Here is a 14571-nt window from a genome sequence, read left to right as displayed (position 1 = left end):
AAAAAGATACGCCAAGCTACCTAGACCAGTCTCACCCAGTCCAGACCGCCAATCATCATCCCTAAAGACAACAACCGCGCCGCCAGCATATCCCTTCCAGATACTCTCTCTATTCTCTTGTCAAAGATCCCGCCGGAGCAGCATCGCCGTCCGGTGAAGGGGCTTTTACGGATATTAGCCCACCCTGTCAACGCCGCCCTGAAAACACATGAAACGCACGGAAATCAGACACTAAAACCAAAAACCGTTCGCCAAACGAACCGAAAAAATTGCATTAACATGAAAAATATATGAAAAAAGGAGAGGCTTGCCTGTGCTGCAGACGGCACCTCGCCATGTTCCTGCAGGGCATTATTCATATATGATCATGCCACATGGCGACACGCGCGCCCAACCATACGAATACAACCATCTCGGTCATGTGACGGCGAAGCATGCGGGTTAGGAAATGCTCCTCTCCTGCAATGAACTGTCATCACTTATATGGGTATATATGACGAGGGATCTGTTCATGCACAAAATCCCGACCGCACGGACATTCCGCCTTCACCCGGCGACAGCCCAAAGGCAACGTATGGCACGCCCACCGATGAGGACTGGCAGACCATTCGGGACCATGGAAAAATCACACATATAATGCGTGTTCAAAAACATGCTGTTTTGCGAAAGCGTAAGATAACGGTATTTGTTATTTAATCTTATGATTAATCCGTGTGTTATGTAATTCAGGCCAATCGAGGGATTTTCAGGCCGATCATAAATGTCCCACATCCTGTTTCCATATATCGCCCAGCCACATCAGGAATTTCATTCCCTTCCAATCGCATTGGAAATGGCACGGCTTTATCCAGGGATTAAGGTTCACATTGCCAGCCTGACACCGGAACGCGATTCCCGCATACGGCTGCTATCCCGCTTTTATCCGGACGCCTCGGTCAGCTTTGATATTCTACGCCTGCCTTCATGGCTGCGTAATCATATAAGGCGCCATGGACCGACTCCCCTAAGCAAAATAGCCGTGCTCTTTTTGAACAGAAATTATTTCAACAGATTTCAGGCAATTGTCGTTCCCGAGCGTACATCGCTCTTTTTACGCAAAATGGGCGTGTCCCATCCACGTCTGATCTGGACCCGCCACGGTGCCGGGGACAGGGCCATCGGCTTTACCCATGATGCACGACAGTTCGATTACATCCTGATGGCGGGCCATAAAATAGAAGAACGCCTGAAAACGGCGAATACCCTGCGTGATGGCCATTATATGACTGGCATATATGCCAAATTCGACATGGTCCGCCGACTGCATGCCAATAGCGCCCCCCTGTTTTCCAACACGCGTCCGACCATTCTCTACAATCCCCATTTCAGTCCGAACCTGTCATCGTGGCCACGGTTTGGCATAGCTGTTCTTGAGTATTTTGCCCAACAGGAAAAATACAACCTGATCTTCGCGCCCCATTACCGGTTATTTGATACAGATCGCGTAAAAAGCCGCCATATGCTGGCACCCTATGCCACATATCCACATATGATCATTGATCCGGGCAGCGACCGGAGCGTGGACATGACCTATACACTGGCATCAGACCTGTATCTGGGTGATGTCAGCAGTCAGGTCGCGGAATTCCTTACAAAACCACGCCCCTGCCTGTTCCTGAACGCGCATGCAATACAGTGGCGTGATGACCCGAATTATGCAAACTGGACATTGGGGCCGGTAACGGAAAACGTGCATGAACTGACCCAGGCCCTTGACAGGGCATTCCTCACGCATGCAAATTTCCTTGATCGACAAAAAGAGTATATAAACGACACGTTCGGGTTTGCGGCGCCGGAAGACACGGCGGCCAAAGGCGCGAAATCGATTATTGACTTTTTGAGGGTAATTGGTTGAACACCGCCCATTCGCCGTTTCAAGTTACGTCTGTGGAAGTCACATTACCGGAAATGATAAGCCTCCCGACCCCCTCCGATTCTGGTTTGCCTCGTCGTTACGGCGATTTCCCGACGTTCCCGGCGGCACTGGATTATGCCGCCCAGGGCAAGAGCGGTTTCAATATCTACTCCGGCAAGGGCGTCCTGCTCGAAACGCTGCCTTACAGCACGTTGCGCGAACAGGCGATCGAGACGGCGAAGCGCCTGCTGTCCCTTGGCCTGAAGCCTGGTGACCGGGTGGCCATCGTGGCCGAAAGTGACGGTGACTTCGCGCGTATCTTCTTTGGCTGTCAGTATGCTGGCCTTGTCCCGGCGCCCCTGCCACTGCCTGTCGCATTTGGCGGGCGCGAAGGGTATGTGGGCACGCTGCGCGGCATGATCGAGGGCGCTGCTGCATCCGCGGTGGTCATTGCCTCCATCATCTCGTCATGGACGGACGAAATCACTTCAGGGCTGGACCTGAAATTCTCCGGCACGCCGTCTGAACTGCTGGAAACGCCGATTACGGTCGAGACCCTGCCCCCTGTCCAGCCGGATGATCTGTCTTACCTGCAGTTTTCGTCCGGCAGCACGCGCTTTCCCATGGGAATCGCGGTGACCCAGCGTTCCGGCATGGCCAATGCACACGCCATTGCCCTGAATGGGCTGAAGGTCCGTGAAACAGGTGATCGCTGCGTATCATGGCTTCCGCTCTATCATGACATGGGGCTGGTCGGTTTCTTCCTGACCCCCATGACATGCCAGCTGAGCGTGGACATGCTGCCCACCCGTGAATTCGCACGGCGTCCCCATGTGTGGCTGGACCTGATCAGCCGCAACCGCGGCACGATTTCCTACAGCCCGTCCTTTGGTTACGAACTGTGCGCACGCCGTGCCACCTCGATCGAACTGGACCTGTCGTCATGGCGCGTGGCGGGGATCGGCGGCGACATGATCCGCTATCATATCCTTGAGGATTTCGCCCAGCGTTTCGCCTCGGCCGGTTTTGACAGCGGTGCGTTTACCGCCAGCTACGGCATGGCCGAAGCGACGCTGGCCATAAGCTTCGCGCCGCTGGGATCTGGCATCCGGACGGATACGATCGACCTGCGTGCGCTTGAAACACGTGGCGAAGCCGTGCCGTCCAATGATCCGACACGCGCGCTGCGCACATTTGTCCTCTGTGGCGAAGTCCTGCCGCGCCATGAACTCGAAGTACGTGACCCGCAGGGGAACGTGCTGCATGACCGCCAGGTCGGGGCCGTATTCGTGCGTGGTCCCAGCCTGATGCAGGGCTATTTCCGCCGTCCACAGGAAACCGCCCGGGTTGTTGATGCCAATGGCTGGCTGAATACCGGCGATCTGGGATACATGCTGGATGGGCAGGTTGTCATAACCGGCCGCGCCAAGGATCTGATCATCATCAACGGTCGCAATATCTGGCCGCAGGATCTGGAATGGTCCGCCGAAACCGAAATCAGCAGCCTGCGCAGTCGTGACGTTGCCGTCTTTTCGGTTGATGAGGACGAGGGCGAGAAGATCGTGGCGCTGGTCCAGTGCCGTGCGTCCTCCCCCGAAGCACGTGAAACCCTGAAAACCGAAACGGCCAGCCTGTTTCGCCGGCAGCATGGGGTGGATGTTTCCATCATTCTGGTTCCCCCCCATACCCTGCCGCAGACATCATCGGGCAAGCTGACACGCGCCCGTGCAAAAGCCATGCTGCTGTCGGGTGCGTTCCAGCCGCTGGAAACATCGTCTGTTTCCGTAGTCTGAGGGACCGGGGCCGCAGGGTCCCGCCCTTTCGGGCAAGAATGTAAAGCAGGACTGGCCAAAAACCTGTTTTTCGATCATAAGACTTCCGATCAGGGGACCGATTGCAGTCCCCACCCCCGGTCATGGATCGTGGGGCAGGCCATTCATGCTGATCCCCTGCCGGTAAGAAAGCGGGCAGGACATGCCATAAGGATGTAGGAATGAGTGAAACGGTAGCGAGCGTCTCCGCGCTGATCGTGAAGACGCTGCTGGCGAACCCCAAGGTTCCCCGTGATATCAATGGCAGCAGCAAGATCGTTGAAGATCTGGCCTTTGATTCACTGGCCGTCATGAATTTTGTCATGGAAATCGAGGATACACTCGACGTTTCCGTGCCGCTTGACCGGCTGGCTGATATCCGCACCATTGATGATCTGGCTGCCTGTATCGTCTCTCTCAAGCAGGCATCCTGATACACCATGTCGATTTTCTCGAAATACGAAGGCCTTGCGTCCGCCCTGTCGGCTGTAACGGCCGGTGGCGGGCGCAACCCGTTCAACGTCGTGATCGAAAAGCCCATTTCCTCAACGGTCGGGCTGATCGAAGGGCGTGAGACGCTTCTGTTCGGCACCAACAACTACCTTGGGCTGAGCCAGTCTCCGGCCGCGATCGAAGCGGCGGTGGAAGCGGCCAAGGCCTATGGTGTCGGCACGACCGGATCGCGCATCGCCAATGGCACGCAGGGCCTGCATCGCCAGTTGGAGGAACGGCTGTGTGCCTTCTTCCGTCGTCGGCATTGCATGGTGTTTTCCACCGGGTATCAGGCCAATCTGGGCACGATTTCCGCATTAGCAGGCAAGGACGACTACCTGCTGCTTGATGCGGACAGCCATGCCAGCATCTATGACGGCAGCCGCCTTGGCCATGCGCAGGTCATCCGCTTCCGTCACAACGACGCCGATGACCTGCATAAACGCCTGCGTCGCCTTGAGGGTACGCCCGGCGCGAAACTGGTCGTGGTCGAAGGCATCTATTCCATGATGGGTGACGTCGTTCCCATGAAGGAATTCGCCGCCGTCAAGCGGGAAACCGGTGCATGGCTGCTGGCGGATGAAGCGCATTCCGTTGGTGTAATGGGCGAACATGGCCGTGGCGTGGCGGAAGCGGACGGCGTGGAAGATGATGTCGATTTTGTCGTCGGCACCTTCTCCAAAAGCCTTGGCACGGTTGGTGGCTATTGTGTATCCAACCATGCCGGTCTGGACCTGATCCGGCTGTGTTCGCGTCCGTATATGTTCACCGCATCCCTGCCGCCAGAAGTTATTGCCGCGACCATGGCCGCACTGACCGAACTGGAAAACCGGCCGGAACTGCGCGTGCGGTTGATGGACAATGCGCGCAGGCTTCATGCCGGGCTGCAGGCGGCTGGCCTGCGCACAGGCCCGCAGGCCAGTCCTGTTGTGTCCGTCATTCTGGATGATGTGGCGGTTGCCGTGGCGTTCTGGAACCGGCTGCTGGACCTTGGGGTTTACGTCAACCTCAGCCTGCCGCCTGCAACGCCCGACCAGCACCCGCTGCTGCGCACCTCCGTCATGGCGACCCATACGCCGGAACAGATAGACCGGGCCGTGGAAATCTTCGCCGTTGTGGCGGGGGAGATGGGTATCAACCGCGCCGCCTGAAAAAGCCTGCCTGCCGTAATTTCCACAGCAGATACGGCAGGCAGATCAGCGGATGCCGTTCCGAAAACGGTCCCAGCGGCAGTTCAATGCCGGAATGCCGCTTGATCTTCCATGCGATATAGCGCGCGCCCCCTTCAAACGTGAAGGCACCCTTGAACAGGCGGCTGACATTCAGCACGCGCCCCAGTCGGCCACGCAGCCACCAGCCATCATGCATGGTCCGACGCAGTTCAGGTGTCAGCTGGGGGGTCAGTTGATCGCCCTCGGACCGGAACGGCAGACCGTCTGCCCGCCATACATCCGGCAGTAGATGCCTGTATCGTGCTTCCTGTCCCTGTAACAGGCTACGCGGCCTGCGCCCGTTCTCGACACGCAGTTCCGCGCCGTACGTATGGGCAAACAGGGCCAGCCAGTAGTCATCGGCCGTACCCTGCGCCGGACCCAGGGCTGCAGCCCAGCGCCCTGCCTGCCCCACCGCACGGATAATGCAGGCCAGGATGGCATCGGCCGCCTCTGGCTCCCTGACCCATACAAGCCGCACGGGCTGGCAGAAACGTGCCCAGACCGTGGTATCCAGCGTGGCGCGCCCCGTCATTCTCCGGAACTGCGCTATGGACAAGATGGCCACCTTGGCCCGGATGATCCGTCCCCCGATGGAAAGTTCGTGATATTCCACATTGGGGGGTAGGATACGGTTGGCCTCACGTGACAGGTAGCCTGATGTCCAGTCTTCCAGATGCTCGACAATCACGTAAAAATCCAGAATCCCATCCGGATCGGGCGCCCGCAGGGCGGAACCATAGAAAATGACGCCCAGCGGCCGGGTGTCGCCAAGCAGGTGCGTGACAAACTGCGTAACAAAGGGGGCGACAGGCTGGACCAGATCATGCGCCAGCAGATGGGCGACCCGTCCGGCTGCGGCAGTGCGGTCTGTGGGGCTGGACGGGGACATGCTCACCATTCCTTACGCGTGGATGAAATCGATCGGGGCGGTCGCCGACAGCACGATCCGGCCTGTCGCACCGGGGGACATGACTTCCCCATCCAGTACGAAATCGGATTTCATCGTCATTTCGATGCGGTCTTCGCACCCGCTGCAATAATCCGGGTTATGCTGCAGCCAGGCCGGATGCCGCCCCCGCAGCAGCGCCCATGCCGCGGCGGCAAGGCGGGAAGGCTGTCCCGCCACATGCAGGAAATTGATGACATCATCACGCACCCCGCATGCGGTCCAGAACGGCCATATGCCATGGGGCAGATGCTGGAGCGTCGTGGACAGGAACAGGAAGCAGTTGCCCTGTCGCTTGATGGTCTTTCCCGCCTTCATGCCCATCTGTTCCCCGCGCATCCAGTCCTGCCGGGAACGCCGCGAGAACAGATGTGCTACCGACGACAGGAAGGAGACGACCACAGCCATTTCATGCGAATAATTATTCAGGATTGCGGGCTGGTGGGCCAGTTCGATACCGCGTGTAAACGCCGCCGCCCCGTGAAACATGCCCACCACCGGTGGTGGGCCATCGGGTTCGGGCCATTCCACCACCAGACCGCAGCGCCTGCGCACGTTACGTCGTAACTGACCTGACGCATCAAGCCGCTGCAGGTGCTCCAGCGCCCTGAGGCCACGCAGCCCGAAACCGACATCCCCCGCAATCAGGTTGGTATTGCCGGACGGCAGGATGGCGAGCGCAGGCAGCCTGTCGGGGGCATAATGCCGGTGGACGGCGGTCAGCACATCGCTGACGGTGCCATCGCCCCCATCTATGACGATACAGTCCGTGCCGCGGGATGCGAATTCCGCAATATTGGCATCCAGACGGGAACGGTCAGCCGGATCAACGAAGTTTTCTCCCAGCAGAGTCCGGGCTGTCTGGGCGTATGCACTCGTGTCCCCCATGTTCCGCCGGCTGCGCGGGTTGTAAACAAGCGCAAAACGTCCGGTCACTGATTATTCCATCCCTGTCTGAAATTTGACTTACAGGCCATAAGCAACCATCTGCCTTCTATTGCAAGGCACGAAAAGACGGAGCGCCCTCCCGCGCGGGCAGCCATAACACATGTCCCGACCGTTACCGGACGGCATGAGGCAACAAAAGAGGTCAGCTTGAACACGATCACCATCGCGCATCTGTCGGACCCTCACTTGCCTACCGAAATGGTGCCCCCACGCCTTGGCGAACGGCTGAACAAGCGCATGTTCAGCTATTTTTCGTGGAAAGGCCGCCGCCGTTTCCTGCACCGTCCCGAAATCCTGTCCCATGTCATGACGGATATCGCGGCAAGTGGGGTCGACATGATTGCCGTTACCGGGGATCTGACCAACATGGGCCTGCCGGGGGAATGCAGGCAGGCCCTGCGCTGGCTGGAGCAGATGCCCGCACCCTGTACAGTCATACCGGGGAATCATGACACCCTTGTGCATGACAGATGGCATCAGACCGTGGGATTATGGCAGCCATGGATGGGGACGTTGCCCTTTCCCTTTGTTCGCAGGGTAGGCAATGTGGCGCTGATTGGCGTCAGTTCGGCCGTACCGACACCATGGTTCATGGCGACCGGAACGGTCGGCGCACGACAGGCTGCGCGTCTGCGTGACATCCTGCGTGAAACCGCGCGTCAGGGACTGTGTCGCATTGTCATGATCCATCATCCCCCTGTCCCCGGCCTGGCAATACGTCGTAAAGCACTGACGGATATACAGGATTTTACAACCTGCATCGCACAGGAGGGTGCCGAGATGGTCCTGCACGGGCATATCCATACCTCGACCCTGTCTTCCCTTCCCGGTCCCGCAGCCCCCGTGCCGGTCGTGGGCATTGCGTCAGCTTCCGCACGGTCATGTGATCCGTTGCGTGCCGCCGGGTGGAATCATATTACGGTCACACCGCATGACACAGGTTACAGGCTGGGTGTCACGCGTCATTTTTTCATGGCGGATGCAACGACAGGCGCCAGTCAGGAAACTATTTTTGACCTTTCCTCTCCATCAGGGTGTTTTTCCAGTGTAAGCACGCCTGCATGAGTCGCATGTCCTTGCCGCACCGAATACTGGGGAAACTCGCTCTCAGCACAATGGACCGCTACCTGCTGCGTCAGGTTGTGCCGCCGTTTTCCATTGCGCTGGGTGTGGTCATGGCCGCCCTGCTGCTGGAGCGGCTGCTGGTGCTGTTCGACATGCTGGCGGCCAATGGCAGTTCCATGAAGACCTTTGTCGCGCTGCTCAGCGACCTGGTCCCCCATTACCTGGGTCTGGCGCTGCCCGCGGCCATGTGCGTCAGCGTGTTCACCGTCATCCGGCGCATGAGCGCCAACCACGAAATCGACGCACTGACCGCAAGCGGGGTCTCGATCTTCCGTATCTGCCAGCCCTTTGTCCTGACGGGCGCGGTATTCGGGCTGCTGGCATTCTCGCTTTACGGGTTCATCCAGCCCTATGCGCGTTATGATTACCGTTCGGCCTTCTATTTCGCCAGCCACGCGGGATGGACGCCGCATCTGCAATCAAAGATGTTCGCGATATCGGACAACATCGTGCTTACGGCGGAAACGGTCGATCATGCCGGGTCCCGCCTGTGGCACGTCTTCATACGCGACCAGTCGGACAAGGCGCATACACGCTACATTTCCGCACAGAAGGGATATATCTACAATCCCGCCGATGGCTCCAAGATACGCCTTGACCTGATAGATGGCACCATCGTGACCGATAGCGGCGACAAGCAGCCCTCCGTTACGGGGTTCACCCGCACCACCCGCATGATCTCAAGCAATGGCAAGCTGGATGATGAAGCCTATAACGGCCGAGGAGAGACCGAACGCGAACTGACGGTCCCGGAACTGTATTACGGTATACGACATGGCAACCCGTCCATCAGCCATTCCTACATGATTGCCGAACTGCATTTCCGTCTGGCCCGCACGGCGGCCATTCCGTTCATCCCCATCCTTGCCTGCGCGCTGGCGGGCGTGCGCAAGCGGCAGAAGGGCAATCCCGGTCTGGCCATCGCCGCGATCACACTGGTCGGTTTTGACCATACGCTGCAGATGGGGATGAGCTTTGTCGCAAACATGCATATGTCCCCGCTACTGGTCATCTGGCTGCCGACCCTCGTCTTCGCCGTGATCTGTATCGGCACACTGATCCATCAGGCGGGCGGGATCCGTATTCTCCTGACCCGTGGGCCTGCCATTGCACCACGCGAACTGTCTGCCGACGGCCTGCCCCGCCGTGCTGTGGAAACCGGGACATGAAACTGCGGTTACGCCTGGCCAATGGCACGGTCCTGCTGGGTTACCTGTCACGCGAACTGCTGTCCAAGGTGTTCACGACCACCGCCATCGTGGTTGCGCTCATGGAGATCCTGGCGCTGCTGGAGCAGGTGACGGAAATCATGCACCGCAAGCTGGGCCTGAGCGGGGTTCTGTATTATGCCGTGCTGCACCTGCCGCTGCTGCTGGGCAACGCCATGCCCATCGCGGTGCTGATCGGCACGCTGCTGACCCTGCAGCAACTGACGACATCGAACGAAATCTCGATCATGCGCGCGGCCGGGCTGTCCACGCCCGGACTGATCAAGCTGCTGCTGCCCGCCACCATCGCACTGGGGCTGCTGTGCGGAATCGTGGATGACCAGATTACCCCCCGCACCGAGCAGGCACTGGCCCAATGGTGGAACACCACCTCGCGACACGCGATGACACACAGGCACAACTACTGGATCCGGGCGGATAACGACCTGATAAACATCACGTACCTGGGCGGTGGCGGCACGATGATGAACGATGTGACCGTCTATCACCGCGACCAGCGCAGCCTGCTGCAGAAAATCACGACCCTGGAGGATGTCCATTACATCCATGGCCACTGGTATGGCACGCCGACGCATGTCCTCAGCGTCATCAACCCCACACGCGTGGACCTGCTCGATACCCCCCCTGGCCAGAGCGTAAGACTGAACTGGCCCGCGTCACTGACGCCGGGATATATCATTCAGTTGACGGTCAGCTTTACACAGTCCATCAATACGATGCTGGATGAACAGCGCGGCGTGCTGCCTTCCAGCCAGTCTCCGTCCTTTTTCCTGACGGAAATACTGGGACGTATCATGTTACCCGTGACATTCACGGTAATGCTGTTACTGGCCGTGCCGGTGGTCTATATCCCACCGCGGGCCGGAACGCGCAGCTGGCTGCCAATCTGGTGTCTGGGCGCGGGCCTGCTATTTATCGTATTCCAGGGGCTATTGCGCGCACTGGGAAATGCGGGAACATTGCCCTCGCTTATGGCGATATTCGTCGGGATCCTTATTTTCATCCTCGGCGTCATCACCGTGCTATTGAGGATCGAAGAGCGATGATTACGAATACCCTCAAAAACAGTTCCATCAGAACAGGTCGCAGCTTTGACCTGGGCAAGATGAACCTATCCCAGCTCTGGATTGCCTATCTGACCTATCCCACCATCTTGCTGTATTTTGCCCTGGCGTTGGTCAGCTACGCGTTGATGGTCTATAATTTCACATCCCTGGCGCCGGTGGCGATCAGCATTGCATCCGTCATTCTGGTCTATCCGCTGGTATGGTACTGCATTCATCGTTTCATCCTGCACGGACGTTTTCTCTATCGCATGAAATGGAGTGCGACGCTGTGGAAACGCATCCATTTCGACCACCATCAGGACCCCCACCTGCTGGATGTGCTATTCGGCTCCCCGCTCAACACCATCCCGACCATTGCCATCGTCACCATTCCCATCGGTTATGCCATTGGCAACATAGCCGGGGCCGCGGCGGCTTTCGGTGCGGGCCTGACCATCACGTGCATCTATGAATTCTTCCACTGCATCCAGCACCTGAACTACAAGCCGCGCATGGGCTGGATCCAGCGTATGAAGCAGCGCCACGTGCTGCACCATTTCCATAATGAAAACGGCAATTACGGCATCACCAGCTTCGTGGCCGACCGCCTGTTCCGTAGCTATTACGTTGATGCCCGCGGCTGCCCGCGCAGCCCGACCGTGTTCAACCTCGGTTACGACGTGAACGAGGCCAAGCAGTATCCGTGGGTGATGGAGGAAACCGGCTCCCCCCCCCGTGACCGGCCCGATGGTGCGAACACCACCCGTAACGCGGCGTGAACGCACAGATGGGGCTGAACGTTCTGATCCTGGCGGGCAGCCGGCCCGGGCGCCCCGACCCGATGGCGCAGGCGGCGGGTATTTCGCACAAGGCCATCCTGCCGGTCTGTGGCACCCCGATGATCAGCCGGGTCATCACCGCACTGCAGGCAGTCGAAGGCATTGGCAGGATCGCCATCTGCATCGAACGGCCTGACATCCTTGCGGGCATCGTGCCCGATAATGTCACCTTCATTCCCCCGGCCGCCGGTCCCAGCGCCAGTGTCATGCGGGCGCTGGACACGCTGGGCACGCCCCTGCTGGTCACCACTGCCGACCATGCCCTGCTGGAACCTGGCTGGGTCCGCGCTTTCGTTCAGGGCGCGCAGGACAGCGGATGTGATGTCGCGGCCGGTATCGCGATGGAACCCGATATACTGCGTGATGTTCCGGGCACGAAGCGCACCATGATCCGGCTGGCGGATGGCGCGTTTTCGGGCTGCAACATGTTCCTGTTCCGCACGCCCGCCGCCTATGGCGTGATCCGGCTGTGGCAGAAACTGGAAGCCGAGCGCAAACACCCGTTCAGGATGGCACGCATTCTTGGGCCGGGGATCCTGCTGCGTTTCATCCTGCGGCGCCTGACGCGCGCGGATGTCTGCCGTCGCATCGGGCACCTGTCCCACGCACGGGTGGCCATGATCCCCCTGCCGGACGGACGCGCCGCCGTGGATGTGGACAAGCCTGCGGACCTTGAACTGGTGACCCGCCTGCTATCCGCGGCATCTGCGACCTGATCGTTCTTATCCGCCCCCATGTCCCGCTCGGCTGCGCCACAGATCCAGTCCGCCATCCGTACTGGCGCAAGCCAGATATGCAGGCTGCATGGGTGAGCGGTGCTGCATGAATTCACCCTGCCGGGCCGCAGGCGCGCGGATATCATGGCGCTTACGCCCAAGGGGCATTTCATCTGTATCGAGATCAAGTCCGGCCTGCCCGATTTTCGCGCCGACCAGAAATGGCAGGAATACCTACCATGGTGCGACCAGATGTATTTTGCCGTCAATCAGGATTTTCCACAGGCTGTCCTGCCCGATACCACCGGCCTGATCTTGGCCGCGACGGGTCAGGGAGCAGAAGGGACTGCGACCTGTATTGACTGCGCGATCCTGCGCTCTTCCCCCAATGCCCCACTGCCCCCGGCGCGGCGACGGCAGCTGACACTTCAGTTTGCCATGCAGGCCGCCGAACGGTTAGGCAGGATGGAAATGCCACAGGTGGAACACGCGGTGAAAACGGCGCTACGTGTGGAATGAGATTTTCTGACCCTGAAAAGAAGGTTACCCGATGACACAGGCCATTCTGACCCGTTTTGAAGCCGCCCGTTCGGTTGTGCGTGATGCAGCCGCCATGGCCATGAAAATGCGCCCCGCCCCCGGTGGCCCCAAGGGTACGCTGAAAAGCGCGCAGGACTGGCTGACGGAAACCGATGGCGCGGTGGAAGCCTTCATTTCCGAACGAATCGGCACACTGTTCCCCGAGGATGGTTTTCAGGGGGAAGAAGAAGGCCGCACCCGCACCGGCAGCCTGCGCTGGGTGGTGGACCCGATTGACGGTACATCCAACTATGCCCGCGGCCGCAACCGCTGGTGCATCTCGCTTGGCCTAATGGATGGCGACACACCTGTCGCCGGCATTATCGAAGCGCCCGCACTGGGTGAAACCTATACTGCGGTGCGTGGGCATGGCGCATTCCTCAATGGCCAGCGCATCCATGCATCCCCCGTAACCGATACCGCATCCTCCCTCATCGAGATGGGATGGAGCAACCGCGTGCCCGCTGGCGTATTCCAGCAGAAGATCGACGCGATCCTGAACCTTGGCGCCATGCCGCGTTCCGGCGGGTCCGGCGCCATTGCGCTTGCGGAAGTCGCCTGTGGCCGCCAGGACGGCTATCTGGAAATCTGCATCAACCTGTGGGATGTGGCAGCAGCCCTTGTCCTGCTGGATGAAGCCGGGGCGCGTGTATCCCCCTTCCTGCGCGATGGTGGGCTGACAGGTGGCATCTGCATCCTTGCCGCAGCCCCCGGCATTGCCGATACGCTGTCGGACGCGGTTGGCGTCTCCCTTAAATAACCGCAATATATGGCTGTATCATGCCACATGGTCTTGCCTTATGGACCATGATTCAGCCATGAAAACGGACCACTCCAAGGCACGGGCCGTTTTGGTGGATCTGCCGTTACGAATCGGAAAGGGAGCATGGGTTTGCACACGTTTCATCTCATCAGGACATCATTTGCCGCCCTGGCCCTGATGATGCCGCTACACGCGGCCATGGCTGCCAGCATGGAAGAAGAACAGAATCTGGTGGACCGCGCCACCCTGACCGTTCGTGACATGTTTTCCACCGCGACCGCAGGCAGCAAGGTGACCCGTTACCTTGCTGAATCCCGTGGGGTCATTGTCTGTCCATCCGTCTTTCGCATGTCGATCGCTTTTGGCGGCGGCGGCGGCGGCTGTGTCTTTCTGACCCGTGATGCCCATGGGTCGTGGTCGGACCCTGCGTTCTACCGCATGTCTTCGGCCAATTTCGGCCTTCAGCTTGGCATGCAGGATGTCGAGGTCATGCTGTTTGTCATGACCGATGATGGCGTGCAGTCGCTGCTGGACAGCCAGATGAAGCTGAGCGCGGATGTCGGCACGTCCTTTGCCTCCTCCGGGTCGGGACTGGAAACCGGCACGGCGGGCGAACACAACACGTCCATCCGCGGCGTGCAGAAATCCAAGGGCCTGTTCGCGGGTGCGGCGCTGGGCGGGTCCAAGATGCGGGTGAACAGCGCCGCCAACCGGGCCTATTACAACCAGATCGTGGGACCGGAAGACATCGTGGTTTCCATGCGGGTCAACAATTCAGGTGCGGACCCGCTGCGCTCCGCCCTGAGCGAGGTCCTGACTGCAGCACAGGCCCGTCCGGACAAGACCGGCAAAACCAGCACCACGAATACGGACACCACCACAACACAGCAGCCGGTTGCCACCGCGCCGTCCGGGTCGGTCAGCAGCCAGAGCCTGCCGCCGCAGTAATCACGATACCATACACGGTCG

The 14571-nt window shown here is 59.3% G+C and carries 14 protein-coding genes; 12 read left to right on the top strand and 2 right to left on the bottom strand.

Annotation, left to right across the window (positions count from 1 at the left end):
• Positions 1–760 precede the first annotated feature (760 nt).
• From F1542_RS00285 to spt, 4 genes are all read left to right on the top strand, one after another.
• A complete protein-coding gene (locus tag F1542_RS00285; RefSeq protein ID WP_193731253.1) occupies positions 761–1894 on the top strand; it encodes a sensor domain-containing protein in 1134 nt (377 codons plus the stop codon).
• A gap of 53 nt (positions 1895–1947) precedes the next feature.
• Positions 1948–3687 carry a fatty acyl-AMP ligase gene (locus F1542_RS00280; protein ID WP_193731252.1) on the top strand — a complete coding sequence of 580 codons (1740 nt, stop codon included), beginning with the start codon at positions 1948–1950 and terminating at the stop codon, positions 3685–3687.
• A gap of 200 nt (positions 3688–3887) precedes the next feature.
• Positions 3888–4139: an acyl carrier protein gene (locus F1542_RS00275; protein ID WP_007400085.1), complete on the top strand. Its 252-nt coding sequence runs from the start codon at positions 3888–3890 to the stop codon at positions 4137–4139.
• A gap of 6 nt (positions 4140–4145) precedes the next feature.
• On the top strand, positions 4146–5348 hold the full coding sequence (spt, locus tag F1542_RS00270; protein ID WP_193731251.1) for a serine palmitoyltransferase: 1203 nt from the start codon (positions 4146–4148) through the stop codon (positions 5346–5348).
• On the opposite strand, the gene F1542_RS00265 is transcribed toward spt, so the two are convergent.
• Positions 5332–6300 carry a hypothetical protein gene (locus F1542_RS00265; protein WP_408886204.1) on the bottom strand — a complete coding sequence of 323 codons (969 nt, stop codon included), beginning with the start codon at positions 6298–6300 and terminating at the stop codon, positions 5332–5334. The genes spt and F1542_RS00265 overlap by 17 nt on opposite strands.
• A gap of 12 nt (positions 6301–6312) precedes the next feature.
• Positions 6313–7293 carry an acylglycerol kinase family protein gene (locus F1542_RS00260; RefSeq protein ID WP_193731249.1) on the bottom strand — a complete coding sequence of 327 codons (981 nt, stop codon included), beginning with the start codon at positions 7291–7293 and terminating at the stop codon, positions 6313–6315.
• Positions 7294–7452: 159 nt separating this feature from the next.
• Between F1542_RS00260 and F1542_RS00255 the strand changes: the two genes are divergently transcribed.
• The 8 genes from F1542_RS00255 (at position 7453) to F1542_RS00220 (ending at position 14550) form a co-directional block, all read left to right on the top strand.
• Positions 7453–8370 (top strand): metallophosphoesterase, encoded by a 918-nt coding sequence (locus tag F1542_RS00255; protein ID WP_193731248.1) that lies wholly within the window; start codon positions 7453–7455, stop codon positions 8368–8370.
• A 50-nt stretch (positions 8371–8420) separates the two neighbouring features.
• A complete protein-coding gene (locus tag F1542_RS00250; RefSeq protein ID WP_193731256.1) occupies positions 8421–9599 on the top strand; it encodes an LptF/LptG family permease in 1179 nt (392 codons plus the stop codon).
• Positions 9596–10705, top strand: a complete 1110-nt coding sequence (locus F1542_RS00245; protein ID WP_193731247.1) for an LptF/LptG family permease — start codon at positions 9596–9598, stop codon at positions 10703–10705. The genes F1542_RS00250 and F1542_RS00245 overlap by 4 nt, the downstream gene beginning before the upstream one ends.
• On the top strand, positions 10702–11484 hold the full coding sequence (locus F1542_RS00240; RefSeq protein ID WP_193731246.1) for a sterol desaturase family protein: 783 nt from the start codon (positions 10702–10704) through the stop codon (positions 11482–11484). Before F1542_RS00245 ends, F1542_RS00240 begins: the two co-directional genes overlap by 4 nt.
• A gap of 8 nt (positions 11485–11492) precedes the next feature.
• The gene (locus tag F1542_RS00235) at positions 11493–12260 is read left to right on the top strand and encodes a nucleotidyltransferase family protein (protein ID WP_193731245.1); all 768 of its coding nucleotides are present in this window, start codon (positions 11493–11495) and stop codon (positions 12258–12260) included.
• A gap of 99 nt (positions 12261–12359) precedes the next feature.
• Entirely contained in the window at positions 12360–12779 is a 420-nt protein-coding gene (locus tag F1542_RS00230; protein ID WP_346011730.1) for an MmcB family DNA repair protein, read from the top strand.
• Between the two features lie 31 nt (positions 12780–12810).
• Positions 12811–13599, top strand: a complete 789-nt coding sequence (locus F1542_RS00225; protein ID WP_193731244.1) for an inositol monophosphatase family protein — start codon at positions 12811–12813, stop codon at positions 13597–13599.
• Positions 13600–13725: 126 nt separating this feature from the next.
• Entirely contained in the window at positions 13726–14550 is an 825-nt protein-coding gene (locus F1542_RS00220) for a lipid-binding SYLF domain-containing protein (protein ID WP_193731243.1), read from the top strand.
• Positions 14551–14571: the final 21 nt, after the last annotated feature.

Source organism: Komagataeibacter sp. FXV3, assembly GCF_015155755.1.
Taxonomy (GTDB): Bacteria; Pseudomonadota; Alphaproteobacteria; order Acetobacterales; family Acetobacteraceae; genus Komagataeibacter.
Note: the sequence above shows the minus strand (reverse complement) of the source record. Positions and strands in the feature narration are given on the sequence as shown.

Coding starts and splice junctions, on each gene's coding strand:
- F1542_RS00225 (WP_193731244.1), top strand. CDS start 12,811: ATGACACAGGCCATTCTGACCCGTTTTGAAGCCGCCCGTTCGGTTGTG.
- F1542_RS00235 (WP_193731245.1), top strand. CDS start 11,493: ATGGGGCTGAACGTTCTGATCCTGGCGGGCAGCCGGCCCGGGCGCCCC.
- F1542_RS00250 (WP_193731256.1), top strand. CDS start 8,421: ATGGACCGCTACCTGCTGCGTCAGGTTGTGCCGCCGTTTTCCATTGCG.
- F1542_RS00275 (WP_007400085.1), top strand. CDS start 3,888: ATGAGTGAAACGGTAGCGAGCGTCTCCGCGCTGATCGTGAAGACGCTG.
- F1542_RS00240 (WP_193731246.1), top strand. CDS start 10,702: ATGATTACGAATACCCTCAAAAACAGTTCCATCAGAACAGGTCGCAGC.
- F1542_RS00280 (WP_193731252.1), top strand. CDS start 1,948: ATGATAAGCCTCCCGACCCCCTCCGATTCTGGTTTGCCTCGTCGTTAC.
- F1542_RS00220 (WP_193731243.1), top strand. CDS start 13,726: ATGGGTTTGCACACGTTTCATCTCATCAGGACATCATTTGCCGCCCTG.
- F1542_RS00245 (WP_193731247.1), top strand. CDS start 9,596: ATGAAACTGCGGTTACGCCTGGCCAATGGCACGGTCCTGCTGGGTTAC.
- F1542_RS00265 (WP_408886204.1), bottom strand. CDS start 6,300: ATGTCCCCGTCCAGCCCCACAGACCGCACTGCCGCAGCCGGACGGGTC.
- spt (WP_193731251.1), top strand. CDS start 4,146: ATGTCGATTTTCTCGAAATACGAAGGCCTTGCGTCCGCCCTGTCGGCT.
- F1542_RS00285 (WP_193731253.1), top strand. CDS start 761: ATGTCCCACATCCTGTTTCCATATATCGCCCAGCCACATCAGGAATTT.